At 61.8% G+C, this 23,199-nt stretch carries 24 protein-coding genes; 10 read left to right on the forward strand and 14 right to left on the reverse strand.

Annotated features, from left to right (window positions below):
- Positions 1–92 precede the first annotated feature (92 nt).
- Positions 93–1,031, forward strand: a complete 939-nt coding sequence (locus Q8L25_RS08455; RefSeq protein ID WP_308925691.1) for an ABC transporter substrate-binding protein — start codon at positions 93–95, stop codon at positions 1,029–1,031.
- Positions 1,032–1,080: 49 nt separating this feature from the next.
- Here Q8L25_RS08455 and Q8L25_RS08460 read toward each other — a convergent pair whose 3' ends face one another.
- On the reverse strand, positions 1,081–1,860 hold the full coding sequence (locus Q8L25_RS08460) for an alpha/beta hydrolase (protein ID WP_308924434.1): 780 nt from the start codon (positions 1,858–1,860) through the stop codon (positions 1,081–1,083).
- A gap of 197 nt (positions 1,861–2,057) precedes the next feature.
- Entirely contained in the window at positions 2,058–2,483 is a 426-nt protein-coding gene (locus Q8L25_RS08465; protein WP_308924435.1) for a MarR family transcriptional regulator, read from the reverse strand.
- Positions 2,484–2,712: 229 nt separating this feature from the next.
- On the opposite strand from Q8L25_RS08465, the gene Q8L25_RS08470 reads away from it, so the two are divergent.
- From Q8L25_RS08470 to Q8L25_RS08490, 5 genes are all read left to right on the forward strand, one after another.
- Positions 2,713–3,516: a cytochrome c biogenesis protein CcsA gene (locus tag Q8L25_RS08470; RefSeq protein ID WP_308924436.1), complete on the forward strand. Its 804-nt coding sequence runs from the start codon at positions 2,713–2,715 to the stop codon at positions 3,514–3,516.
- Positions 3,513–3,773, forward strand: a complete 261-nt coding sequence (locus Q8L25_RS08475; protein WP_308924437.1) for a PP0621 family protein — start codon at positions 3,513–3,515, stop codon at positions 3,771–3,773. The genes Q8L25_RS08470 and Q8L25_RS08475 overlap by 4 nt, the downstream gene beginning before the upstream one ends.
- 116 nt (positions 3,774–3,889) lie before the next feature.
- Positions 3,890–4,942 (forward strand): sigma-54 dependent transcriptional regulator, encoded by a 1,053-nt coding sequence (locus Q8L25_RS08480; protein WP_308924438.1) that lies wholly within the window; start codon positions 3,890–3,892, stop codon positions 4,940–4,942.
- Between the two features lie 646 nt (positions 4,943–5,588).
- Positions 5,589–8,543, forward strand: coding sequence for a ribonucleoside-diphosphate reductase subunit alpha (locus Q8L25_RS08485; RefSeq protein WP_308924439.1), 2,955 nt, complete (start codon positions 5,589–5,591; stop codon positions 8,541–8,543).
- Positions 8,544–8,608: 65 nt separating this feature from the next.
- Positions 8,609–9,760: a ribonucleotide-diphosphate reductase subunit beta gene (locus Q8L25_RS08490; protein ID WP_308924440.1), complete on the forward strand. Its 1,152-nt coding sequence runs from the start codon at positions 8,609–8,611 to the stop codon at positions 9,758–9,760.
- Positions 9,761–9,808: 48 nt separating this feature from the next.
- Here Q8L25_RS08490 and Q8L25_RS08495 read toward each other — a convergent pair whose 3' ends face one another.
- From Q8L25_RS08495 to Q8L25_RS08510, 4 genes are all read right to left on the reverse strand, one after another.
- Positions 9,809–10,690, reverse strand: coding sequence for an EamA family transporter (locus tag Q8L25_RS08495; protein ID WP_308924441.1), 882 nt, complete (start codon positions 10,688–10,690; stop codon positions 9,809–9,811).
- A 34-nt stretch (positions 10,691–10,724) separates the two neighbouring features.
- Positions 10,725–11,417 carry a hypothetical protein gene (locus Q8L25_RS08500; RefSeq protein WP_308924442.1) on the reverse strand — a complete coding sequence of 231 codons (693 nt, stop codon included), beginning with the start codon at positions 11,415–11,417 and terminating at the stop codon, positions 10,725–10,727.
- A gap of 96 nt (positions 11,418–11,513) precedes the next feature.
- Complete coding sequence (locus tag Q8L25_RS08505; RefSeq protein WP_308924443.1) at positions 11,514–12,437, reverse strand: hypothetical protein; 924 nt, start codon at positions 12,435–12,437, stop codon at positions 11,514–11,516.
- The gene (locus Q8L25_RS08510) at positions 12,398–12,643 is read right to left on the reverse strand and encodes a hypothetical protein (RefSeq protein ID WP_308924444.1); all 246 of its coding nucleotides are present in this window, start codon (positions 12,641–12,643) and stop codon (positions 12,398–12,400) included. The genes Q8L25_RS08505 and Q8L25_RS08510 overlap by 40 nt, the downstream gene beginning before the upstream one ends.
- A gap of 244 nt (positions 12,644–12,887) precedes the next feature.
- On the opposite strand from Q8L25_RS08510, the gene Q8L25_RS08515 reads away from it, so the two are divergent.
- On the forward strand, positions 12,888–13,424 hold the full coding sequence (locus Q8L25_RS08515; protein ID WP_308924445.1) for a YggT family protein: 537 nt from the start codon (positions 12,888–12,890) through the stop codon (positions 13,422–13,424).
- Positions 13,425–13,539: 115 nt separating this feature from the next.
- On the opposite strand, the gene Q8L25_RS08520 is transcribed toward Q8L25_RS08515, so the two are convergent.
- The 8 genes from Q8L25_RS08520 to Q8L25_RS08555 all read right to left on the reverse strand — a co-directional run bounded on the left by Q8L25_RS08520 (position 13,540) and on the right by Q8L25_RS08555 (position 20,527).
- Positions 13,540–14,478 (reverse strand): carbohydrate kinase family protein, encoded by a 939-nt coding sequence (locus Q8L25_RS08520; protein WP_308924446.1) that lies wholly within the window; start codon positions 14,476–14,478, stop codon positions 13,540–13,542.
- A gap of 11 nt (positions 14,479–14,489) precedes the next feature.
- Entirely contained in the window at positions 14,490–15,788 is a 1,299-nt protein-coding gene (locus Q8L25_RS08525) for a DUF3426 domain-containing protein (RefSeq protein WP_308924447.1), read from the reverse strand.
- 8 nt (positions 15,789–15,796) lie between these two features.
- The gene (gene prmA, locus Q8L25_RS08530; protein WP_308924448.1) at positions 15,797–16,741 is read right to left on the reverse strand and encodes a 50S ribosomal protein L11 methyltransferase; all 945 of its coding nucleotides are present in this window, start codon (positions 16,739–16,741) and stop codon (positions 15,797–15,799) included.
- Positions 16,738–18,153, reverse strand: coding sequence for an acetyl-CoA carboxylase biotin carboxylase subunit (accC, locus tag Q8L25_RS08535; RefSeq protein ID WP_308924449.1), 1,416 nt, complete (start codon positions 18,151–18,153; stop codon positions 16,738–16,740). The genes prmA and accC overlap by 4 nt, the downstream gene beginning before the upstream one ends.
- 102 nt (positions 18,154–18,255) lie before the next feature.
- Positions 18,256–18,720 carry an acetyl-CoA carboxylase biotin carboxyl carrier protein gene (accB, locus tag Q8L25_RS08540; protein WP_308924450.1) on the reverse strand — a complete coding sequence of 155 codons (465 nt, stop codon included), beginning with the start codon at positions 18,718–18,720 and terminating at the stop codon, positions 18,256–18,258.
- 91 nt (positions 18,721–18,811) lie between these two features.
- Entirely contained in the window at positions 18,812–19,249 is a 438-nt protein-coding gene (gene aroQ / locus Q8L25_RS08545) for a type II 3-dehydroquinate dehydratase (RefSeq protein ID WP_308924451.1), read from the reverse strand.
- Between the two features lie 83 nt (positions 19,250–19,332).
- Positions 19,333–19,884 (reverse strand): TlpA disulfide reductase family protein, encoded by a 552-nt coding sequence (locus Q8L25_RS08550; RefSeq protein ID WP_308924452.1) that lies wholly within the window; start codon positions 19,882–19,884, stop codon positions 19,333–19,335.
- Positions 19,885–19,906: 22 nt separating this feature from the next.
- Positions 19,907–20,527, reverse strand: a complete 621-nt coding sequence (locus Q8L25_RS08555) for a hypothetical protein (RefSeq protein WP_308924453.1) — start codon at positions 20,525–20,527, stop codon at positions 19,907–19,909.
- 148 nt (positions 20,528–20,675) lie between these two features.
- Here Q8L25_RS08555 and mpl point away from each other — a divergent pair, with 148 nt between their 5' ends.
- From mpl to Q8L25_RS08570, 3 genes are read left to right on the forward strand one after another with little or no spacing between them, the layout of a single operon-like run.
- Positions 20,676–22,016 carry a UDP-N-acetylmuramate:L-alanyl-gamma-D-glutamyl-meso-diaminopimelate ligase gene (mpl, locus tag Q8L25_RS08560; RefSeq protein WP_374694293.1) on the forward strand — a complete coding sequence of 447 codons (1,341 nt, stop codon included), beginning with the start codon at positions 20,676–20,678 and terminating at the stop codon, positions 22,014–22,016.
- The gene (locus tag Q8L25_RS08565) at positions 22,013–22,597 is read left to right on the forward strand and encodes a YqiA/YcfP family alpha/beta fold hydrolase (RefSeq protein WP_308924455.1); all 585 of its coding nucleotides are present in this window, start codon (positions 22,013–22,015) and stop codon (positions 22,595–22,597) included. The genes mpl and Q8L25_RS08565 overlap by 4 nt, the downstream gene beginning before the upstream one ends.
- A complete protein-coding gene (locus tag Q8L25_RS08570; RefSeq protein ID WP_308924456.1) occupies positions 22,594–23,199 on the forward strand; it encodes a chorismate lyase in 606 nt (201 codons plus the stop codon). The genes Q8L25_RS08565 and Q8L25_RS08570 overlap by 4 nt, the downstream gene beginning before the upstream one ends.

Consider the following 23,199-nt stretch of genomic DNA (forward strand, 5'->3'; position numbering starts at 1 on the left):
TTGCTTGCAAGCCAGGCATCCCCATCACCGTGAGACAGGAGAAGCAGATGCGTCAATACAATATCTTGAAAACCACCATCGCCACCGCCGTCATGCTGACGTTCAGCATGGGCGCGGCCCAGGCCCAGGAGGTCGTTCGTTTGGGCAATCTGAAATTCGCCCACTACGGCGCCGTGTCGTATATCAAGGAAATCGCGCCCAAGTGCGGCATCAAGGTCGAAGAGCATATCTTCGCCAAGGGCCTGGACGTGATGCAGGCGATTATCGCCGGCGAACTGGACGTGGGCGCGACAGCCTCCGAGGCGGCCATTTCCGGCCGCGCCGGTGGTGCGCCCATCTATGTGGTGGCGGGCTTTGCCAAGGGCGGCGCGCGCCTGGTGGGCGGTGTCGGGCAAAAGATTGCCAGCGTCAAGGACCTGAAAGGCAAGCGCGTGGGCGTCACGCGCGGCGGCATCCAGGAAGTGCTGCTGCTGGCGGAACTGTCGCAGGCGGGCCTGACGTATTCGGAAACCAAGGGCAAGGACGTGCAGCTGGTGTTTCTCGCGTATGCCGACCTGAACCAGGCGCTGATGGGCAAGAATATCGACGCCATGATGCAGTCGGAACCACAATCGTCGCAGGCGATCAACAAGGGCTTCGGCACCGAAGTGATCAAACCGTACGACACGCCGATCGGCGAGCCGGTGCGCACCATGGTGATGACGGAAAAATTTTACAAGGAACGCCGTCCGGTGGCGGAGAAATTCATGCGCTGCTTTGTCGAGGCCACCAAGACCTTTATCGACAACAAGCCGACAGCGGAAAAATACGTGCGCGAAGTGGTGTTCCGCAACCAGATCACCAAGGATGACTTTGACGACGCGATCAGCAATTCGCCATATTCCTACGACATCACGCCCGAACATATCCAGACCACCACCGACGTGATGGTGAAAACCGGCGTGGGCCGCATGAGCAAGCCACCGGTGGCCAAGGACTGGGTCAAGACCGACTTGCTCGATCAGGCCAAGAAAAGCCTGAACGTCAAATAACAGGCAGTCAAAAAAACCGCCGCACTTTGTCTGGTGCGGCGGCACTTGTTTAACGCTTGGCCACCGCCGCCAAAATCACCTCGGCCACCTGTTTCGGTTGCGACAGCATCGGCACATGGCTGGTTTGCAGCACGGTGGTGGTGGCGTTGATTTTCTTCGCGAACGCCTGTTCCAGTTCCGGCGCGATCATACGGTCCTTGCCGGCCACGATGTAATAGCTGGGCTTGTTTTTCCAGGCGGCCACGGTGGTCTTGTCGGCAAACGCCTTGCCGTGGATCGGGCCCTGGGTGGCGGCCATCAAGCGCGTCTGCGCGGCGGGCAGGTCCTGGGCGAAATTGACGCGCACCGATTCGGCCGGCAAGTACAGGAAGCCGGCGGCGTCCGCTGTCAGGGTGGCGATGCCCGGCGGCGTCGGATAGTCCTTGCCCAGCTCGCCCGATGCCTCACCTTCGGACGGCGCAAAGGCCGCCACATAGACCAGCGCCTTGACCTTGTCGCTGGTGCCCGCCTCCGTGATGACGGTGCCGCCCCAGGAATGGCCCACCAGGATCACGCGGCCGGTCTGCGCGTCGATCACGCGCTGGGCGGCTGCCACATCGTCGGCCAGGGACGTCAGCGGATTTTGCACGGACACCACTTTCAAGCCCTTGGCCTGCAGCAAGGGGATCACCTTGTCCCAGCTGGAACCGTCGGCAAACGCGCCATGCACCAGCACCACGGTGGTGTCGGCATTTTGCTGTGCTGGTGCGGCCGCATGGGCGGGAGCGAAGGCGGCGCCGGAGGCGATGGCGGCGGCGAGCAGGGAAGCTTTGAAAGGGATGGGCGACATGGCAGGACTCCTTGATTTGTAGCTTGCTATTATTTAGCGCGCTAAGTAATTAACAAAAAAAATGACCGGTAAGATCAACCTTGCCGTGTTGCCTGCATGTTGCGCCAAGCTGCGCGGCCAGTCGATGCAAGAAGAATAGCGAACTAATCATTAGTGTGCAATATATTTTTGAAGGAAAGTTGACATGGCTTGCGCCCTCAGCCGCCCAGCCTGGCGTTCAGCTTGCGCAAGCCTTCCATCATGACCTCGAATTCCGGCGCGATCACGCTGCAGTTGTCGGCAATCGCCTGGTCGATGGCGCTGCTGGCCTGGCGCAGCTGGCGGCCGGCCGGCGTCAGGGTCAGCACGCGGTTGCGCTCGTCGCGCGGATCGCGTGCGCGCAGCAGATAGCCCTCCGCCTCGAGGCGCTTGACCAGCGGCGTGATCGAGCCGGAATCCTGCTGCAGGCGCTCGGCCAGGTCCTTGATGCCCAGGCCTTCCTGGTCCCACAGCACCAGCATGACCAGGTATTGCGGATAGGTCAGATTGATGGCGGTGAGCATCGGCTTGTAGAGCTGGGTCATTTTCAGCGAGGTGGCGTACAGCTGGAAACACAATTTATCGTCGAGGCTGGAGGAGGGCATGGCAAGGCAGTCAGAAAGCGGTGATGGCGCCAGCCTAACGATAATCGCCTCTTTAAGCAATGTCCGGCGCTGCAGGAAAGATTGCCGAAATCTTGAGGGCGGGGCACCCGGTCAAGCCTCAGGCGCGATATCATGGCAGGCTCTTTCGCATTGCGCGCGCTAGCGCTGCCGGCAGCCGTGCGTGCCGCTGCGCGATTCGCGCTGGCCGGCTATGGTGTAAACTTAAAACATGCAGACTTATTTCTTTTTCCTTGCCGCCGTGGCGTATGCGGTGTGCGCGCTTCTTCCCTCGTCGCAGGGCAGGCTGATCGCCGCGCTGACCGGCCTGGCCTGGCTGTCGCACGGCGCCACCCTGTGGTTCGACCTGATGGCGCCGGGCACCTTGCGCTTCGGTTTTTCCGCCATGCTGTCGGCCGCGTTGTGGGTATCGGTGGGCGCCTACTGGATAGAGAACCGCAATTTCAGCCTGGACGGCCTGCGCCGCATGGTCATGCCCTGCGCCGTGCTGGCGATCGGCCTGGCCTGGGCTTTTCCCGGCAACCAGGTGGTGCTGGAAGGCAAATCGGCCGTATTCGGCTGGCATATCACGGTGGCCGTGCTGGCCTACAGCACCTTGACGATCGCCGCTTTTCACGCCGTGCTGATGGCGCTGCAGGAATCGCGCCTGCACACGCGCAGCGAGCGGCGCGGCTTCTTGTCAAGCGCGCTGGACCAGCTGCCGGCCCTGCTGACGATGGAAAAGCTGCTGTTCCGCATGATCGGCCTGGGCTTCATCTTGCTGAGCCTGACCGTGCTGTCGGGCATCGTGTTTTCCGAACAATTATTTGGCAAGGCCCTGACCTGGGATCACAAGTCGGTATTTACCATGCTGTCGTGGCTGCTGTTTGCCGTGCTGCTGGCCGGACGGCGCTTTCGCGGCTGGCGCGGCAAGACGGCGCTGACATTTACCCTGGCCGGTTTTGCCACCTTGCTGCTGGCCTATGTCGGCAGCCGTTTTGTACTGGAAGTGGTTTTGCACCGAGGATATTTATGACCCGTATTTTGTTTTGGCTGGCGCTGGTGTTCCTGGTGGTGTTCGCGATCCGCAGCAAGATTCGCAGCTTGCAGCAGCGCGCCCAGCAGCAACAGCGGCAGCAGCCCAATCCCTTTACGCCGCCTGGCCGGGTGGCCGAACTGCCCGACGCCGAGCTGATGCTGTGCTGCGCCCACTGCGGCGTCTATTATCCGGCCTCCGAAAACGTGCAGGCCAAGGGCCACGACTACTGCAGCCACGCGCACGCCACCCTGTAAGCTCCTCCCTCATTGCTCATCCGTATCGTGACGCCATCGGCCACCGGCCAGGCGTAGCATGGCCGTGGCAGGCATCATTGCCGTGCCCGATCAGAATCCTTGTTGAAAGGATAATTATGCCCAGCTCGCGTACCGGGGCCGCCGGCGGCCATCTCGCGCCCATCGCTAAAGATTCCATACCGCAACTGAGCGGCAGCTCGGCCGCCATGCAGGCGCTGAGGGCGCAGATCGTGCGCATCGCCGCCTCCGGCGCGCCGGTGGCGATCCGCGGCGAGTCGGGCAGCGGCAAGGAGCTGGTGGCGCGCGCCATCCACGCCCAGGGCGCGCGCGCCGATGGCCCTTTCGTGGCCGTCAATTGCGGCGCCATCCCCGAGGGCCTGATGGAAGCCGAACTGTTCGGCTGCCGTCCGGGCGCCTATACGGGCGCGCTGCACGAACGGCAGGGCCTGTTCCAGGCGGCCGACGGCGGCAGCCTGCTGCTCGACGAGGTCGATGATGTGCCTTTGGCGATGCAGGTCAAGCTGTTGCGTGCGCTGCAGGAGCGCCGCGTGCGCAAACTGGGCGGCAGCACCGACGAAGCCGTCGACGTGCGCATCCTGTGCGCCAGCCAGCACGGACTGGCGCGCGGCGTGGCGGCCGGCACCTTTCGCCAGGATCTGTATTACCGCCTGAACGTGATCGAACTGGCCGTGCCGCCCTTGCGCGAGCGGCTGGGCGACTTGCCGGCCTTGTGCGATGCCATCCTGGCCCGCCTGGCGCCACGGCAAGACATGCACCTGGCGCCGGCGGTCCTGGCGGCGCTGGCGCGCCATGCTTTTCCCGGCAATGTGCGCGAACTGGAAAACCTGCTGGAGCGGGCGCTGGCCTTTGCCGATGGCGGCATGATCACGGTCGATGGGCTGGGCTTGCCTGTGGCGGTACCGGCGGCGGTGACGGCGCTGAACGCCGGCTTGCCCGGCCGGCAATTGCCGCTGCCCGGCATGGGGCATGGCGGCGCGCCTATCGTGCCGCTGCAGCTGTTCCTGCTGCAAACCGAGCGCGAGATGATCTTGCAGGCCCTGGCGCAAACGCGCTACCACCGCGCGCGCGCGGCGCGGCAACTGGGCATCAGCGTGCGCCAGCTGCGCTACCGCATGCAAAAATTGCAACTGCGCGAGCCGCCGGGCTGAACCGAAACAGGCGGCGCCGGGACCGAAGCGGCGCGGTAGATTATAATGCCGGTCCCGGTTTCGCCAGCCGCGGCCGGCGACTGTTCCAGTAGTTGCATTGCTGTAAATAATTGCTGGCATAGCAAGGTCAAACCAGACTGAAATTGATCTGGATTCATCTCGGGAATGGGGCGCGCAGCGGTCTGCAGCGGCCTGCGTTAGTGCTTACTATGCGGGTGCCGGGCCTGTTATCCATGCCCTGAAAAGTCAATTGAATTCGTGCATGAAATCGGAAAAATTAAGCAGGACACAGGCGGGAAAAGTATTGCGCCTGCCATCGATGGGTACTACAATTAGTGCATAAATTAGATGTAGTTACTAAATGTAGTGCCATCACAGATGTTTTCAGCATTAGTGTCAAGCCAGCGCCAACACCATTGCGTGCTCACCTGGCAATCTGACACTGGCGGTTTATCACCCTCAGAGACATGTTTCGCGCCATCCATGGCCGTGAGGGCAGGCTATTTTCATTTGTATCATCTGATGCCTTGAATATGTAGTTTTTAACAATAAATACCGGAAGAAGCCCGGACCATCGGGCGTTCTATTCAACAACACACACGGCAGCAAAACTGCAGGCTGACTTTAGCTGACAACGGGAGCTTCAATGCAATCACCTCAAGATATTTCCATCCATCCAACGCCAGTACCGCCAGCGCCAGGCGCGGCGCACAGCGTGGCAAGCACCGGCGCGGCCATGGGCGACTATCGCATCATCCGCCGCAACGGTGCGGTGGTGGCATTTGAGCCTTCGAAAATCGCGATCGCCATGACCAAGGCGTTCCTGGCCGTGAACGGCGGCCAGGGCGCCGCTTCCGCCCGCGTGCGCGAACTGGTGGAACAATTGACGGCCGGCGTGGTCGCCGCGCTGGTGCGCCGCCAGCCGGGCGGCGGCACCTTCCATATCGAAGACGTGCAAGACCAGGTGGAACTGTCGCTGATGCGTTCGGGCGAACACGACGTGGCGCGTGCCTACGTGCTGTACCGCGCCAAGCACATGGAGGAGCGCCGCCTGCAGAAGGAAGCCCTGGGTGGTTCCGCGCAAGTGGCCGCACCGCAACTGAACGTGCTCGACAACGGCGTGCGCCGCCCGCTCGACATGCAGCAAGTGCGCGACCTGATCAACGCCGCCTGCGCCGGCCTGGAAAAACACGTCGATGCCGACGCCATCCTGGCTGAAACCGTGAAAAACCTGTACGACGGCGTGCCGGTCGAAGAGCTGCACAAGTCGGCCATCCTGGCAGCGCGCGCGCTGATGGAAAAAGACCCGGCCTACTCGCAAGTGACGGCCCGCATCCTGCTGCACACGGTGCGCAAGGAAGTGTTCGGCAAGGAAGTGCCGCAAGCGGCCGCCGCCGCCGAATACCTGACCTATTTCCCGGCGTATATCGCCAAGGGCATCTCCGCTGAACTGCTGAACCCGGTGCTGGCCACCTTCGACCTGGAACGCCTGGCCAAAGCCATCGTTGCCGACCGCGACCTGCAATTCGGCTATATCGGCCTGCAAACCCTGTATGACCGCTACTTCCTGCATATCCAGGACGTGCGCATCGAAATGCCGCAGGCGTTCTACATGCGCGTGGCGATGGGCCTGGCCCTGAACGAGTCGGACCGCGAAGCGCGCGCCATCGAGTTCTACAGCCTGCTGTCCTCGTTCGACTTCATGAGCTCGACGCCGACCCTGTTCAACTCGGGCACCCTGCGCTCGCAGCTGTCGTCGTGCTACCTGAGCACCGTCTCCGATGACCTGGAAGGCATCTATGACGCCATCAAGGACAACGCGCTGCTGGCCAAATATGCAGGCGGCCTGGGCAACGACTGGACGCCAGTGCGCGCCCTGGGCGCCCATATCAAGGGCACCAACGGCAAGTCGCAAGGCGTGGTGCCGTTCCTGAAAGTGGTGAACGACACGGCCGTGGCCGTGAACCAGGGCGGCAAGCGCAAGGGCGCCGTCTGCGCCTACCTGGAAACCTGGCACATGGACATCGAGGAATTCCTCGACCTGCGCAAGAACACCGGCGACGACCGCCGCCGCACCCACGACATGAACACGGCGAACTGGATTCCCGACATGTTCATGAAGCGCGTGATGGAAAAAGGCGAGTGGACCCTGTTCTCGCCATCGGAAACGCCAGATTTGCACGACAAGGTCGGCAAGGCGTTTGAAGCCGCCTACCTGGGCTACGAAGCGAAAGCGGCCGCCGGCGAAATCCGTTCGTTCAAGAAAATCGCCGCACTCGACCTGTGGCGCAAGATGCTGTCGATGCTGTTTGAAACCGGCCACCCATGGATCACCTTCAAGGATCCATGCAATATCCGCAGCCCGCAGTCGCATGTCGGCGTGGTCCACAGCTCGAACCTGTGCACGGAAATCACCCTGAACACCAGCAGCGATGAAATTGCCGTCTGCAACCTCGGTTCCGTCAACATGCCGGCGCACATGAAAGAAGGCAAGCTCGACCACGTCAAGCTGGCCAAGACCGTGCGCACCGCCATGCGCATGCTGGACAACGTGATCGACATCAACTACTACGCCGTCGACAAGGCCCGCAATTCGAACATGCGCCACCGTCCGGTCGGCATGGGCATCATGGGTTTCCAGGATTGCCTGCACATGATGCGCGTGCCGTTCGCCTCGGACGCCGCCGTGTCGTTTGCCGACACCTCGATGGAAGCGGTGTGCTACTACGCCTACCTGGCGTCGACCGAACTGGCAGAAGAGCGCGGCCGCTACGAGTCGTACGCAGGTTCCCTGTGGGACCGCGGCATCCTGCCACAGGATTCCGTGAAACTGCTGGCCGAAGAGCGCGGCGGCTACCTGGAAGTGGACAGCTCGTCGGCGATGGACTGGACCCCGGTGCGCGAACGCATCGCCAAGTTCGGCATGCGCAACTCGAACTGCGTGGCGATCGCACCGACCGCCACCATTTCGAACATCATCGGCGTGTCGGCCTGTATCGAGCCGACGTTCCAGAACCTGTACGTGAAATCGAACCTGTCGGGCGAATTCACCGAAATCAATGGCTACCTGGTGCGTGACCTGAAGGCGCGCGACCTGTGGGATGAAGTCATGATCTCGGACCTGAAATACTTCGACGGCTCCCTGGTAAAAATCGACCGCATTCCGCAAGACCTGCGCGACATCTACGCCACCGCCTTCGAAGTGTCGCCAAGCTGGCTGGTGGAAGCCGCGTCGCGCCGCCAGAAGTGGATCGACCAGGCCCAGTCGCTGAACATCTACATGGCTGGCGCCTCGGGCAAGAAACTGGACGAAACGTATAAACTGGCATGGCTGCGTGGCCTGAAAACCACCTACTACCTGCGCACCATCGCCGCCACCCACATGGAGAAATCGACCTCCAAGACCGGCGCCCTGAACGCCGTGGCAGTCGATGGCGGCATGTCGGCCAGCGCCCAGAGCGCCCAGGCAGCGAGTGTCGCGGCGGCGGCCGTCGCCGTGGCGCCAGTGGCGATTGCCGCAGCAGCGGACGATGCCGATGGCGAAGCGTGCTACCTGCGCCCGGGTGACGACGGCTTCGAAGAGTGCGAAGCCTGCCAATAATAGTTTAGTGGTCAGCCCGGCAGCGCCGGGCTGATGTGAATATCTGCATTGAGAGAGAAATAATTATGTCCTTATCCTGGGATGATGAAACCACGCCGGCAGCCGTGCCGCGTCCGGCGCAGCAGGCGCCACTGGGCAATACCGAATTGAACGTGCCGGCCGGCGCCGAGCCGTCCGAAGCGAACGCCGAGCAGGTGGCGCGCCGCGTCAATGCCGACGACAAGCGCATCATCAACGGCAAGACCGACGTCAACCAGCTGGTGCCGTTCAAGTACAAATGGGCATGGGACAAATACCTGGCCGGCTGCGCCAACCACTGGATGCCGCAGGAAGTCAACATGCAGCGCGATATCGAGCTGTGGAAAAACCCGAACGGCCTGACGGAAGACGAACGCCGCCTGGTGAAACGCAACCTGGGCTTTTTTGTGACCGCCGATTCGCTGGCCGCCAACAATATCGTGCTGGGCACCTATCGCCACATCACGGCCCCCGAGTGCCGCCAGTACCTGCTGCGCCAGGCGTTCGAGGAAGCGATCCACACCCACGCCTACCAGTACATCGTGGAGTCGCTGGGCCTGGACGAAGCCGAGATCTTCAACGCCTACAACGAAGTCAAGTCGATCCGCGACAAGGATGAATTCCTGATCCCGTTCATCGACATGCTGACCGACCCGACGTTCACCACCGGCACGACGGAAAACGACCAGAAGCTGTTGAAATCCCTGATCGTGTTCGCCTGCCTGATGGAAGGCCTGTTCTTCTACGTGGGCTTCACGCAAATTTTGGCGCTGGGCCGCCAGAACAAGATGATGGGCGCGGCCGAGCAGTACCAGTACATCCTGCGCGACGAATCGATGCACTGCAACTTCGGCATCGACCTGATCAACACCATCAAGATGGAAAACCCGCAGCTGTGGACGGCCGAATTCCGCGAAGAGATCAAGGTCCTGTTCCTGAAAGCGGTCGACCTGGAATACGCGTATGCCGAAGACACCATGCCACGCGGCGTGCTGGGCCTGAACGCCCCGATGTTCAAGGGCTACCTGCGCTTTATCGCCAACCGCCGCGCCCAGCAGATCGGCCTCGAGCCACTGTTCGCGCAAGAGGAAAATCCATTCCCGTGGATGAGCGAAATGATCGACATGAAGAAGGAACGTAACTTCTTCGAAACGCGCGTGACGGAATACCAAACTGGTGGTGCGCTGAACTGGGAATAAGCCGCTTTATCCGTGTATTCAAAAAATGCGCCGTGACGGCGCATTTTTTTATCCGGGCAGGATTGCCGCCGGCACGCGCTTGCCGCGTTGCGCCGTCACCGAACTGCCGACCGACGCCGCGATAATCAAAGCGATCGCCAGCCACTGGATGGCGTCCAGGTACTCTCCCAGCAGGGTCAAAGCCAGCAGGGCCGCCACGGCCGGCTCCATGCTGGCCATGATGCCGAAAGCCTGCGACGACAGGCGTTTCAGGGCCACCATCTCGAGCGAGATCGGGATCGCGCTGGAAATCAGCGCCACGCCCAGCCCCGTGGCCAGTATCGCCGGCGACAGCAGCGCGCTGCCGGCGTGCGCCACGCCCACCGGCACCACCACCAGCGCCGCCACGAACAGGCCCAGCGAGACCGAATGGCCCGCATGCAGATGGCTGGCGCGCTTGCCGAAGATGATGTAGGTGGCCCAGAACACGGCGGCGGCCAGCGCGAACAGCACGCCGGCCGGGTCCAGCGTGGACACGTCATGACCGAGCGGCAGCAGCAGCGCCAGGCCGGCGGCGGCCAGCAGCACCCAGATGAAATCGAGCGGGCGTCGTGAAGAAAACAGGGCGACGGCCAGCGGCCCGGAAAATTCGATCGCCACGGCGAGGCCGAAGGGGATGGTGCGCAGCGACATGTAGAAGCACAGATTCATCGCACCCAGCGCGGCGCCGTACAGGGCCACCGTGCGCGCTTCCTGGCCGCTCAAGGTCCAGCGCCAGGGACGCCAGAACAACAGCAGCAGCAAGGCGGAAAAGCCGACCCGCACGGCCGTCGTGCCCTGTGCGCCGACCACGGGAAACAGGCTGTGCTTGGCCCAGGAGGTGCCGATGCCGAGCGCCGTGACGGCGCCCAGGATAGCGAGGATGGGAATAAGCGGAGCGTGTCGCGGCATGGTCAGGTCAAGGCTAACAAGAAAAGGATGCATTCTATTGTGTTTGCTCCGGCATGGGGAGTCGGCTGTCCGGAAAGCCGGCAGGACGCTGCGTGATGCGACGTTGAAGGACCTCTGTGGCAGCAAAATATCGCTGCAAAAAAACGCGCGGCGTGATGCTCAAATCGCGCGCAATTGCGCGCGGCGACTGGCGCTGAAAACGCCATGCGCGGCTCCGTGTTTGCGCATGCGAAGACCATGCGCGGCGAGTGCCCATATCGGCATGAGCGCATGTAAATTGGTCGTTTGCCGCTCGTTTGTACGTTAGCGCGCCTATCCCTGCAAAAAAGCCCGTGAAAACGTATCGTGCCGGTTGCGCATCGACAAGGTTTTCGTGTACTTTAGGACGATTGCAAATGCGAGTGGTAGTATGCGGGGTTTTTTGACCAGCGCGACGCCAGAAAAAGCTCGCAAAACAGGGATACAGATTTACACGGATATGCACAAAACCACACCGTTTTCGTCTGCCGCCGTGCCCGATTTTTTTCAGGCATGGCGGTTTTTTATTTGACGATACGGTCGGGTGGCGAGCGCGATGCGAGGAGCGGAAAAAACGCACGGCATCGAAAACGAAACAACCGAATTCAGACTTTGCCACCAGCTGCGAGATAAAGCAGGGTGGCACCGACGATGGCTGAAGTGCTGCAAACGTGAGGAGTTGCAGCAGTTCAGCTGGTGCCGAATTCATTAGCGCAAACGACCGTTTGTGCCGATGAATAATTCGCCTGGCCTATCCTTGTGGTGGGTTGGACGGGTTTAAATCTTGTAGCTTAAATTTCTCATCTCAGATGAAGGAGAGACAAATGGCAACAGCCGCTAAGAAATCAGAAGTAAAGAAACCAGCCGCCAAAGCTGCTCCTGCCGCGAAGACGCCGGCAGCCGCAGCCAAGCCGGTTGCCGCCAAACCAGCAGCCAAGGCCGCAGCAAAACCAGCAGCAAAACCTGCGGCCAAACCAGCAGCGAAAGCAGCCGCCAAGCCGGCAGCTAAAGTGGCAGCCAAGCCAGTAGCCAAGGCAGCAGCAAAACCTGCAGCCAAAGCAGCAGCCAAGCCAGCAGCGAAACCTGCGGCAAAAGCAGCGGCCAAGGCCGTGGCAAAACCTGCAGCCAAAGCAGTAGCCAAGCCAGCAGCGAAACCTGTGGCCAAAGCAGCGGCCAAGGCCGTGGCAAAACCTGCAGCCAAAGCAGTAGCCAAGCCAGCAGCGAAACCTGCGGCAAAAGCAGCGGCCAAGGCCGTGGCAAAACCTGCAGCAAAAGCAGCAACCAAGCCTGTGGCGAAACCTGCGGCCAAAGCAGCAGCGAAACCAGCGGCCAAAGCAGCAGCGAAACCAGCGGCCAAAGCAGCAGCGAAACCAGCGGCCAAAGCAGCAGCGAAACCAGCGGCTAAAGCAGCAGCGAAACCAGCGGCTAAAGCAGCAGCTAAACCTGTAGCCAAGCCAGTAGCTAAAGCGGCAGCCAAACCAGCGGCAAAAGCAGCAGCGAAACCTGCGGCCAAAGCCGCAGCCAAGCCAGCAGCAAAAGCAGCAGCCAAACCTGCAGCCAAGCCAGCAGCAAAAGCAACAGCGAAACCTGCAGCGAAACCTGCAGCGAAAGCAGCAGCCAAGCCAGCGGCAAAAGCAGCAGCCAAGCCAGCAGCAAAAGCAGCGGCAAAACCTGCAGCCAAGCCAGCAGCTAAAGTAGCGGCCACACCAGCAGCGAAACCTGCGGCCAAGGCAGCGGCCAAACCTGCAGCGAAGGTTGCAGCAGAAGCCAAGCCGGCAGCGAAACCTGCCGCCAAAGCAGCAGCCAAGCCAGCAGCCAAGCCAGCGGCAAAACCTGCGGCAAAAGCAGCAGCCAAGCCAGCCGCAGCGCCAGCCGCCGCAGCACCGGTAGCCGCAGCAGCACCTGCACCGGCCGCGACGCCAGCAGTTGCAGCACCAGCCGCCGCCAAGCCAGCCGCCAAGAAGGCCGCGCCTAAAAAGGCCGCGCCGAAAAAAGCGGAAGCCGCCAAGCCGGCAGCAGCGCCGATCGCACCTGTAGCAAAAACCGTGTTGGCACCGGCCGCAGCTTGGCCATTCCCGACCAGCACCCGCCCATCGTAATGTGACGAAGCGGATGCCTGCATGAGGCAACACGCCGCTGTGTGATAATCACACAGCGGTTTTTTTTTGGAGAATTCGTTGTGCTGATCACTATCCTTACATTGATCGTTGATACCATTGCCACGCTGCTGGGCGGCGTGCTGCTGCTGCGCTTCTGGATGCAGGCCGTGCGCGTGCGTCCGCCGTCGTCGGTGGCGCAGTTCACCTTTCAATTGACCGACTGGCTGGTGCGCCCGCTGCGCCGCGTCGTGCCGGGCGTGGGCGGCTATGACTGGGCCAGCCTGATCGGCGCCTTCCTGATCGTGCTGCTGGCCACCTGCATCTGGTTTATCGCCGGCCTGCCGGTCGAGGCGGTGCTGCTGAAAGCCCTGCAGCGCTTCCTGCAATGGATACTGTACGGTTTCATGGCGCTGCTGATCATCGAGGCGATCTTCAGCTGGGTCAATCCGCATGCGCCGCTGGCGCCATTCGTACGGGCCCTCAACGAGCCGCTGCTGCGTCCGATTCGCAAGGTGGTGCCGCTGGTGGGCAGCCTGGATTTGTCGCTGCTGGTGGCGTTGATACTGCTGCAGATTGCGCAGATGCTGGTGGGGATGATTTTTGTGATGGGAAGGTGATGCGGGCGGGGTAGGTCGGATTAGCGTAGCGTAATCCGACAACATTGTTGTCGCGGCCGGTGGTGATGTCGGATTACGGCCTGCGGCCTAATCCGACCTACGGTATTAATATCTATTAATAGCGGTAACCAAACGCCGCTTCAAACTGGTCAGCAATGCTCTCCGGCGTAAACACATGGTTTTGCGCGCCTTGGGTGGCGATCTTGATGGCGCCCAGCAGGCTGGCCAGGCGGCCGCTGGTTTCCCAGCCCAGGTCGTTGGTGATGCCGAACAGCAGGCCGGCGCGGTAGGCGTCGCCGCAGCCGGTCGGGTCCAGCACTTCCTTGGCGGCCACGACAGGAATGTCGATGCGCTTGCCGCCCACATGAATTTCCGAACCATTTTCACCGCGCGTGATGACCAGCGCTTCCAGGCGGCTGGCGATTTCCGGCAGGGTCAAGCCCGTGCGTTCCATCAACATTTCCATCTCATAATCGTTGGCCGACACATACGTCGCCTTGTCGATGAAGTCGATCAGCTGTTCGCCATTGAAGCGTGGCAATTGCTGGCCCGGATCGAACATGAAGGGAATGCCCAGCTCGGCCAGGTCGGCGGCGTGTTTCAGCATGCCCTGGTCGCCGTCCGGCGAAATGATGGCGACGCGGGCCGGGCCGGCGTTGGCGATCGGGTTTTCATGCGCGAACGACATGGCGCCCGGGTGGAAGGCGTTGATCTGATTGTTGTCGCTGTCGGCTGTGACGAAGCACTGCGCGTTGTAGCTGTCGGCCTTGATCAGGATGTTGGCGGTGGAAATGCCCAGCTTTTGCAGGCGCTCCAGGTAGGCGGCGCTGTCCTGGCCCATCACGCCGACGATGCGCGGATCGCCGCCCAGCATTTTCAGGCTGTAGGCGATATTGCCCGAGCAGCCGCCGAACTCGGTGCGCATGGTGGGCACCAGGAACGAGACGTTCACTTTGTGCAACTGGTCGGCCAGCAGCGATTCGCCGAAACGGCCCGGGAATTGCATGATGGTGTCGGTGGCGAGCGAGCCGCAGATCAATGAAGTTTTGGTCATGATAGTGTCAGTCAAGGGTAAAAGATGGCGATATGATAGCCAGACGCCGCAAGCTGGTCCAAGCTGAAATACAGTTTGATGTTCTGTTCCGAGCGCGGCGCAAAGCCTTTACTCACATCGGTGCCGGCCGGCAGGTAATCGCGCGGGGCGACCACGCGGCGCAGCACGGGCTTGCCATCGTCGTCGTTGAGGATCAGTTCGATGTTCGGCCAGGCCTGTGCGCTGCGGCCCAGGTTGCGCAGCTGCGAGACGTAGGAAAAACGGTAGGGTGCCAGGGTCTGCAGTTCGCCCTGCTCGATGGCCAGCGCTTCGATCTGCGCAGGCAGGTCGACCTGGCAGCCGCTGACCGAGCACAGCGCGGCCAGGGCCGGCTTGAACTGCGGAAACTGCGCCGCCAGCGGATTGCGGAAGGTGGTCATCACCTGCAGCAGCAACAGCAGCAACAAGGCCACCGCGCCGGCCGCCATCGCGATGCGCAAGGCCTTGCCGCTCTGTTCGCGGCGCCGGCCCTGGGTCACGAAAGCGGGTTCTTCAACCGGTGGCAGGTCGTCCAGCACATGCAGCTCGTCCGCTGGCGGCGCGCTGCCTTCCGGCAGGTCGAAGGAATGGTCGCTCAGCGTGGGTTCCTGGCGCGCACCGGCCGGGGCCGGCTGCGCAGGTTTGTCCAGGCTGACTTTATACGCTTCGGCTTCAGGCTCGGCTACCTGCTCGGCTGCTGCCGGCGCCTCGGCCTCGAACTTCGGCTCGCGCCGGCTGTCGCGCAAATAGGTGACAAAGGCGGGCGCTTCCTCGGTTTCGCGGCGGCGGAAGGGCGCCATCGGCACGGCTGTCGCCGCAATCACCGGCGCCGGCTCAGGTTCGGGTCCGGATTCGGGCACGGCTTCAGGTTCAGCTTCCGGCTCGCCGGGCAGCGCCTGGCCGATATCGAGGTCGAGCTCGATGGCTTCCTCGTCGTCGCGCCGCTCGTCCTGGCCGGCCTTCAGCTGCGCCGTTTCGGGCAGGATGCCGAAGGGATCGAACGAGGTGTCGAAGTCGAGGGTGTACACCGGCTCTGCCTCATGGCCGGCATAGGGTGGGGTGTCGTCGGGAATATCGAGCGCCAGCACTGGCGGCAGGATAGGTGCCACAGGCACCGGAGGAATCGGGCCCGCAGACGGCAACAATGCCGCGCTTGGATCGACCAGCGCGGCATTGCCGTCAAAGACTTCCTTGCAGGTGCCACAGCGTACGATGCCCCCACGTAATTTCAACTGGTCAGCGGCGACCCGAAATATCGTGTTGCAATGGGGGCATTTGGTGGCGAGGGCCATTGCTGTGCTTATGCACCTTCCGCGCGCGGCGCCGGAGCGCTGGACGCACCCAGGCGGCCGTGCAGGGCCACCCAGCCGTCTTGCTCAGCCCAGACACCGAGCTGGATGAACGGTGCGTAGGCAGCAGCGACTTCCTCGGCCTGGCGCGCCAGCACGCCCGACAGGATCAAGGCACCGCCATCTGCCACGCGGCCGGACAGCATCGGCGCCATCAGCTTCAATGGGCTCGACAGGATATTGGCCACCACGACGTCAAACTTGGCCGTGGCATGGGCCGACGTGGCGAAGGTGTCTGGCAGGAAGTAGTCGATCTCGCAACCGTTGCGTTCGGCATTGTCGCGCGCCGATTCGATCGCCTGCGGGTCGATATCGACGCCGGCGACAGTTTCCGCACCGAGTTTCTTGGCCACCATGGCCAGGATGCCGGAACCGCAACCATAGTCGAGCACGGTCTTGCCGGGCGCGGGATGCGCTTCCAGCCATTCCATGCACAAGCGCGTGGTCGGATGGCTGCCGGTGCCGAAAGCCAGGCCCGGGTCCAGCTCCAGGATCAGGCCGTCAGGGTCCGGTGCCTCGTGCCAGCTCGGCACGACCCAGATGTTCTTGCCGATGTGAATCGGCGCGAACTGCGATTGCGTCAGGCGTACCCAGTCCTGTTCTTCGACCGGACGAGTGGTGAACGCCGGCGCGTCGGCCAGGCCGATGGCGGCCGCAGCTTCTGCCACGATGGCGGCCTGGTCGGCGTCGACGTCGGTCAGCGCGACCACGCGGCTGCGTTCCCACGCCGCTTCCTTCGGTTCCATGCCGGGCTCGCCAAACAGCGGCTGCTCGGCGTCGGTGCCTTCGTCGGCGTCTTCCACCGAGACCGACAGGGCGCCCGCTTCCATCAAGGCGTCGGACATGGCCTCGGCGTTGTCGCGCGCGATCTCGATGACGATTTCAGTCCAGCTCATGCGCCCGCCTTGATTTCCGATTTCTTGGCAATGCTCGGAGTGTCGCCATGAATGTTCTTGCCCAGGTCCGGCATGTCGGCCAGCTTCTGTTCCAGGTAATGGATGTTGGTGCCGCCTTCGATGAAGCGCGCGTCAATCATCAGTTCGCGGTGCAGGGCGATATTGGTGTTGATGCCTTCGACCACCATTTCGGACAGTGCGATCTGCATGCGGCGGATGGCCTGCTCGCGCGTGGCGCCGTAAGCGATCACTTTGCCGATCATCGAGTCGTAGTGCGGTGGTACATAGTAGCCGGCATAGGCATGCGAATCGACGCGAATGCCGGGGCCGCCTGGTGCGTGCCAGGAGATGATCTTGCCTGGCGAAGGCGTAAACTTGAACGGATCTTCGGCGTTGATGCGGCACTCGATGGCGTGGCCCGACAGCAGCACGTCGCGCTGGCGATAGCGCAGCTTTTCGCCCGCAGCGATGCGGATCTGTTCCTGCACGATATCGATGCCGGTGATCATCTCGGTGACCGGATGTTCCACCTGCACGCGGGTGTTCATTTCAATGAAATAGAACTCGCCGTTTTCATACAGGAATTCAAACGTGCCGGCGCCGCGGTAGCCGATCTTGCGGCAGGCTTCGGCGCAACGGTCGCCGATCTTTTCGATCAGTTTGCGCGGAATGCCCGGCGCCGGTGCTTCTTCGATCACCTTCTGGTGGCGGCGCTGCATCGAGCAGTCGCGTTCGCCCAGCCAGACGGCGTTCTTGTGTTCGTCGGCAAGGATCTGGATTTCCACGTGGCGCGGATTTTCCAGGTACTTCTCCATATACACTTCAGGGTTGCCGAAGGCGGTGCCCGCTTCGGTCTTGGTCATCGCCACGGCGTTGATCAGGGCCGCTTCGGTGTGCACCACGCGCATGCCGCGTCCGCCACCGCCGCCGGCCGCCTTGATGATGACCGGGTAGCCGATCTTGCGCGCAATTTGCACGATCGCCTTCGGATCGTCCGGCAATGCGCCTTCCGAGCCTGGCACGCACGGTACGCCGGCCTTGATCATGGTCTGCTTGGCGGACACCTTGTCGCCCATCAGGCGGATCGATTCGGAACGGGGGCCGATAAAGACGAAGCCCGATTTTTCGACGCGTTCGGCGAAGTCGGCGTTTTCCGACAGGAAGCCGTAGCCAGGGTGGATCGCTTGCGCGTCTGTCACTTCAGCGGCGCTGATAATGGCTGGCATGTTCAGGTAGCTCAGGGCGGACTGGGCCGGCCCGATGCAAACGGATTCGTCGGCCAGCTTGACGTATTTTGCGTCCTTGTCGGCTTCAGAGTGAACTACAACCGTTTTGATGCCCATTTCGCGGCAGGCGCGCTGAATACGGAGGGCGATTTCACCACGGTTGGCAATCAGGATTTTTTCAAACATGGTAGGTTCGCGTATGTCTGTGAGAGCCGGCTAGCCGGCGGAACAACAAGTGTGAGGGGCGTTAAACTGCAAACGGCCGTTGCCGGCCGTGTGGACAGGGTATCAGCCGATCACGAACAGGGGTTGGCCGAATTCGACCGGCTGGCCGTTTTCCACCAGGATCTGGGTCACGACGCCGGCTTTGTCGGTATCGATTTCATTCAACAGCTTCATCGCTTCGATGATGCACAGGGTGTCGCCTTCCTTGACGGTGGAACCGACTTCGACGTACGCGGCGCTGCCAGGAGCGGAGGAACGGTAGAAGGTGCCGACCATCGGCGACTTGACCACGTAGCCGGTTGGCTCGGCGGCCACCACCACGGGTGCCGCTGCCGGCGCGGGCGCGGCTTGCGGGGCGGTCTGGTAAGGGGCTTGCATGCCTTGCGGCTGCATCATGACCATCTGGTTTTGCGGCATGGCCGACGATTTGACGATGCGAACCTTGCTTTCGCCTTCGGTCACTTCCAGTTCTGCGATATCCGATTCGGCGACCAGGTCGATCAAGGTCTTGAGTTTTCGTAGATCCATGTGAAACCCCTAGGAATGTAATTTGTTTTATAAGTGGTGCGGTGCGGTCGAAAAACCCGTCGCCGCGCTAATTGCGTGCAGATCGCGTAGATTAACGTTTTTTAAGCGCAAAGTCGATGGCAAACCGATATCCATCGATACCCAGTCCGCAGATCGTCCCCTGCGCGATCGCGCTCAGGAATGAGTGATGACGAAACGTTTCGCGCTGGTAAATATTCGAGATATGAACTTCCACGAACGGAATGGCCACTCCCGCCAGCGCATCGCGCAAGGCCACGCTGGTATGGGTCAGGCCACCCGGATTGATGACGATCGCGTCCACCCCTTCCGCTCGCGCGGCGTGGATACGGTCGATCAGCGCCCCTTCATGGTTACTCTGGAAGCATACCAGATCGGCGCCGGCCGCCAGGGCTTGCGCCATCGCCGCCTGCTCGATATCGGCCAAGGTGCTGGCGCCGTAGACCTCAGGCTCGCGCGTCCCCAGCAAATTCAGGTTGGGGCCGTTGAGCAGGAGGAGGTTTTTTGCCATGTATGGAAGACCGTTTTAGCGAAAGTTCCGCATTTTGCCGCCAAAGATACGCATTGGCAAGAGAAAAAAGCACGCTGTCGAATTTACAATTTGGCCAGGTCGGCGCGCAATTGATCGAATTTCAGGCGGCCCAGATAGGTCTTCTTGACTTCGCCATCAGCGCCGATCAGCACGGTAAACGGCAAGCCGCCCGTGGCATTGCCGAAATGGCGCGACAGATCGGTGCCGCTCATGCCCGATACATACACCGGGTAGGCGATCTTGACCTTTTCGGCGAAGGTGGCGATATTGCTGGCCGAATCGATGCCGATGCCGATGATCTGCAGGTTTTTTCCGGCAAATTCGCCTTGCACTTCGGACAGTTCCGGCATTTCCTGCACGCAGGGCGGACACCAGGGCGCCCAGAAGTTCACCAGCAGGTTCTTGCCTTTCCATTGCGCCAGGGCTTGCGTGGCGCCGGCCGCGTCCGGCAGCGACAGCGCATACAGCTCATTGACGGGGCCGCTGGCGCCCGGCGCCATGGTGGTGGTCACGGGCGCGGCCGCTTCCTTGTTCTTGTTCAGGCCCACGTAGGCACCCATGGCGCCGAACAGCAGGGCGACGATGGCACAGGCAATAATGTTCTTCTTGGTCATTTTGATATAAATAAAGGTTTTCTTATTCAGTCCGTGGGTCGCTCAGCAAGGTACGCAAACCGGCGATATCGGTGCGCAGCAGCCTGCCATCGGCCTTGGGCTTGAGCGCGCCGCGCATGTCGTCGAGTTCGTACATGGCAGCATGCACGCCTTCGTTTTTCCACAGGAAACTGGCGGTCTCGACAGCATCATAACGCGGCCCCTTGAAATGCGGTGTTTCCGACATGTCCAGCACCACGTTTTTATTGAGCAGGAAGATGTGGATATCCTTGGCGCTCTCGGCAAACAGCTGCAGATAGATTTCATCGTGGGGACCAGCCGTGCCATTGAGCACGGGGCCGCTGAGCAGGGGATGAAACTGTTGCAACGCTTCCATCACCTGCAGCGCGATCGTGCGCAGCTGAAACAGCCGCGCCGGCTGGCTGTCGGCCAGGAATAGCGCATTGTACAGGCGCAACTGTTCTTCGATCAGCTCGTTATCGGGCAGCAGATTGGCCCCGCCCGGCGCATCGCCCAGGATTTGCCGCGCCGCCTTGCGCTTGGCGCTGCCATAGTCGGCGCCATCCTGCGCCACCAGGCGGGCGGCGGCGGCGGCAATTTCCAGCCGTAGTTGCCGGTTGTCATCAAAAGCATCGGTCGTCATTCCTGGATCATACTCTGAAGCGGAAAAAACCATGGCGTCGGTTAAAATCCCATACTTGACCTTCGTTCCTTACATTAACAAGCACGCCTTGCGCGACTGAACCACTGATCACATGCATATTCATATCCTCGGCATTTGCGGTACCTTCATGGGCGGCCTTGCTGTCCTGGCCAAGGAAGCCGGCCATAAAGTCACCGGCTGCGATGCCAACGTCTACCCACCGATGAGTACCCAGCTGGAAGCGCAGGGCATCGAACTGATCCAGGGATTCGACCCGAAGCAGACCGAGCTGAACCCGGATTTGTATGTGATCGGCAATGTCGTGTCGCGCGGCAATCCGCTGGTCGAGGAAATCCTCAACCGCAGCTTGCCGTATGTGTCTGGTCCGCAATGGATGGGCGAACATATCCTGCGCAATAAATGGGTGCTGGCGGTGGCCGGCACGCATGGCAAGACCACCACCTCGGCGATGCTGGCCTGGATACTGGAAGACGCCGGCTACGCGCCAGGCTTTCTGATCGGCGGCGTGCCGATGAACTTCGGCATTTCGGCCCGTCTGTCGGGCAAGATGGACGGCAAGAGCGCCGAGTCCGAATTTTTTGTCATCGAAGCCGATGAATACGACACGGCGTTTTTCGACAAGCGCAGCAAGTTCGTGCATTACCACGCAAAAACCGCCGTGATGAACAACCTGGAATACGATCACGCCGACATCTTCCCCGATCTGCATGCGATCGAAACCCAATTCCACCACCTGGTGCGCACCGTGCCCGGCATCGGCCGCCTGATCGTCAATGGCGACGAAGCTTCGTTGCAGCGCGTGCTGGCGCGTGGTTGCTGGAGCGAGCAGGAAAGTTTTGGCGAGCATGCCGACTGGCAGTTGACCGAACAGGAGAACGGCAGCTTCGACGTGCAGTTCAAGGGCAAGCATGAAGGCCATGTGGCATGGTCGCTGACGGGCAAGCACAACCGCAGCAATGCGTTGGCGGCGATTGCCGCCGCGCGCCATGTGGGCGTGCCGATTGCCCAGGCCTGTGATGCGCTGGCCACCTTCGAGAGCGTCAAGCGGCGCATGGAAGTGCGCGGCGTGGTCGACAATATTACCGTGTACGACGATTTCGCCCACCATCCGACGGCGATCGCCACCACCGTCGGTGGCCTGCGCCAGAAGATAGGCAAAAGCGGCCGCATCCTGGCCGTGCTGGAGCCGCGTTCGAACACCATGAAACTGGGCGCCATGAAAGATGCGCTGCCGGGCAGCCTGAAGGATGCCGACCTGGTGTTCGGCTTTGGCAGCCAGCAGGCGCTGGGCTGGAGCCTCGGTGACGCGCTGGCGCCGCTGGGCCAGATTGCCAGCGCCTATGAAGAGATCGATGCACTGGTGGCGGCCGTGGCTGCCGCCGCCCGCCCTGGCGACCAGATCATTGTGATGAGCAATGGCGGCTTTGGCGGCGTGCACCAGAAGTTGCTGGAGGCCCTGGGCCGATGATTTTGTACCTGCATGGATTCCGCTCGTCGCCGCTGTCGATGAAGTCGCGCCTGCTGGCCGCGCAGATGCAGGCGCTGGGCCGTAGCGAAGAATGGCGCTGCCCGCAACTGCCGGCCTCGCCGAAGCTGGCGATCGAATTGGCCTTGTCGCTGGTCAAAGACGTAACCCCAGCCCAACTGACGATTATCGGCTCCTCGCTGGGCGGCTATTACGCCACCTGGCTGGCCGAACAGCTGGGCTGCCGCGCGGTGCTGCTCAACCCCGCCATCGTGCCGCTGCTGGACCTGGAGCAGCATGTGGGCGTGACGACGGCGTTTCATTCCGATGAGCCGTTCGAATTCAGGCGCGACTATATTGATGAGCTGCGCGCGTTTGCCGTGCCGGCGATTTCCCGGCCAGAACGGTATTTCCTGCTCGCCGCCACCGGCGACGAAGTGCTCGACTACCGCGACATGGTGGCGCATTATGCAGGGGCGAGACAAACCATCATCGATGGCAGCGACCATGGCATCAGCGAGTTTGCCGACTATGTGGCGCCAGTCCTGCAATTTTGCGGCATCGGCATGGAAGCCGGCCGGTGAGGCCGGGTTCGCTGCGGCAGGCGCAGTGGCATGCGCATGTCAACGCCGTCAATGCGCCGCCCGCCTTGCGGCACTGGCTGACCGGCGGCGGCTCGCTGACGGCCAAGCTGAAGGCCCATAGCCGGGCGTTTCGCGTGCAGTGTTTGCACCAGGAAACGGCGCGCTGTTTGACGGACGAGGCGGCCATCATCGGCCTGCACCGGGCGGGCAGGGTGTGGGAGCGCGAAGTGCTGCTGCGCTGCGACGGCCAGCCGGCCGTGTTTGGCCACACCGTGGTGCCGATGCAGGCGACGGCCACCGACTGGCCGCTGTTTTCCGCGCTGGGCGAACGCTCGCTGGGCACGACCCTGTTTGGCGACCGCATGGTGCGCCGCGGCGCACTGGAATTTGCGCGCCTGCGCGCCGGCCACCCGCTGGTACTGCGGGCGCAAGCGGCACTGGCGCGCGATGGGCGCCCGGCCGATGAGCAGGCGCTGTTCTTTGCGCGCCGCTGCCTGTATCAGCGCCATCAGGGCCTGCTGCTGGTCACGGAAGTATTTCTGCCGGCGGTGCTGGAATTGGCACCTGCTGTTGCAAATGACACATTAATTAATAAAGCATAA

It is taken from the genome of Janthinobacterium sp. J1-1, from assembly GCF_030944405.1.
In the GTDB taxonomy this organism is placed as follows: domain Bacteria; phylum Pseudomonadota; class Gammaproteobacteria; order Burkholderiales; family Burkholderiaceae_D; genus Janthinobacterium.

What these genes read in the sequence shown, in the direction of transcription:
- Q8L25_RS08455 (WP_308925691.1), top strand. Translation starts at nt 93, where the DNA reads ATGCTGACGTTCAGCATGGGCGCGGCCCAGGCCCAGGAGGTCGTTCGT.
- Q8L25_RS08460 (WP_308924434.1), bottom strand. Translation starts at nt 1,860, where the DNA reads ATGTCGCCCATCCCTTTCAAAGCTTCCCTGCTCGCCGCCGCCATCGCC.
- Q8L25_RS08465 (WP_308924435.1), bottom strand. Translation starts at nt 2,483, where the DNA reads ATGCCCTCCTCCAGCCTCGACGATAAATTGTGTTTCCAGCTGTACGCC.
- Q8L25_RS08470 (WP_308924436.1), top strand. Translation starts at nt 2,713, where the DNA reads ATGCAGACTTATTTCTTTTTCCTTGCCGCCGTGGCGTATGCGGTGTGC.
- Q8L25_RS08475 (WP_308924437.1), top strand. Translation starts at nt 3,513, where the DNA reads ATGACCCGTATTTTGTTTTGGCTGGCGCTGGTGTTCCTGGTGGTGTTC.
- Q8L25_RS08480 (WP_308924438.1), top strand. Translation starts at nt 3,890, where the DNA reads ATGCCCAGCTCGCGTACCGGGGCCGCCGGCGGCCATCTCGCGCCCATC.
- Q8L25_RS08485 (WP_308924439.1), top strand. Translation starts at nt 5,589, where the DNA reads ATGCAATCACCTCAAGATATTTCCATCCATCCAACGCCAGTACCGCCA.
- Q8L25_RS08490 (WP_308924440.1), top strand. Translation starts at nt 8,609, where the DNA reads ATGTCCTTATCCTGGGATGATGAAACCACGCCGGCAGCCGTGCCGCGT.
- Q8L25_RS08495 (WP_308924441.1), bottom strand. Translation starts at nt 10,690, where the DNA reads ATGCCGCGACACGCTCCGCTTATTCCCATCCTCGCTATCCTGGGCGCC.
- Q8L25_RS08500 (WP_308924442.1), bottom strand. Translation starts at nt 11,417, where the DNA reads ATGAATTCGGCACCAGCTGAACTGCTGCAACTCCTCACGTTTGCAGCA.
- Q8L25_RS08520 (WP_308924446.1), bottom strand. Translation starts at nt 14,478, where the DNA reads ATGACCAAAACTTCATTGATCTGCGGCTCGCTCGCCACCGACACCATC.
- Q8L25_RS08525 (WP_308924447.1), bottom strand. Translation starts at nt 15,788, where the DNA reads ATGGCCCTCGCCACCAAATGCCCCCATTGCAACACGATATTTCGGGTC.
- prmA (WP_308924448.1), bottom strand. Translation starts at nt 16,741, where the DNA reads ATGAGCTGGACTGAAATCGTCATCGAGATCGCGCGCGACAACGCCGAG.
- accC (WP_308924449.1), bottom strand. Translation starts at nt 18,153, where the DNA reads ATGTTTGAAAAAATCCTGATTGCCAACCGTGGTGAAATCGCCCTCCGT.
- accB (WP_308924450.1), bottom strand. Translation starts at nt 18,720, where the DNA reads ATGGATCTACGAAAACTCAAGACCTTGATCGACCTGGTCGCCGAATCG.
- aroQ (WP_308924451.1), bottom strand. Translation starts at nt 19,249, where the DNA reads ATGGCAAAAAACCTCCTCCTGCTCAACGGCCCCAACCTGAATTTGCTG.
- Q8L25_RS08550 (WP_308924452.1), bottom strand. Translation starts at nt 19,884, where the DNA reads ATGACCAAGAAGAACATTATTGCCTGTGCCATCGTCGCCCTGCTGTTC.
- Q8L25_RS08555 (WP_308924453.1), bottom strand. Translation starts at nt 20,527, where the DNA reads ATGACGACCGATGCTTTTGATGACAACCGGCAACTACGGCTGGAAATT.
- mpl (WP_374694293.1), top strand. Translation starts at nt 20,676, where the DNA reads ATGGGCGGCCTTGCTGTCCTGGCCAAGGAAGCCGGCCATAAAGTCACC.
- Q8L25_RS08565 (WP_308924455.1), top strand. Translation starts at nt 22,013, where the DNA reads ATGATTTTGTACCTGCATGGATTCCGCTCGTCGCCGCTGTCGATGAAG.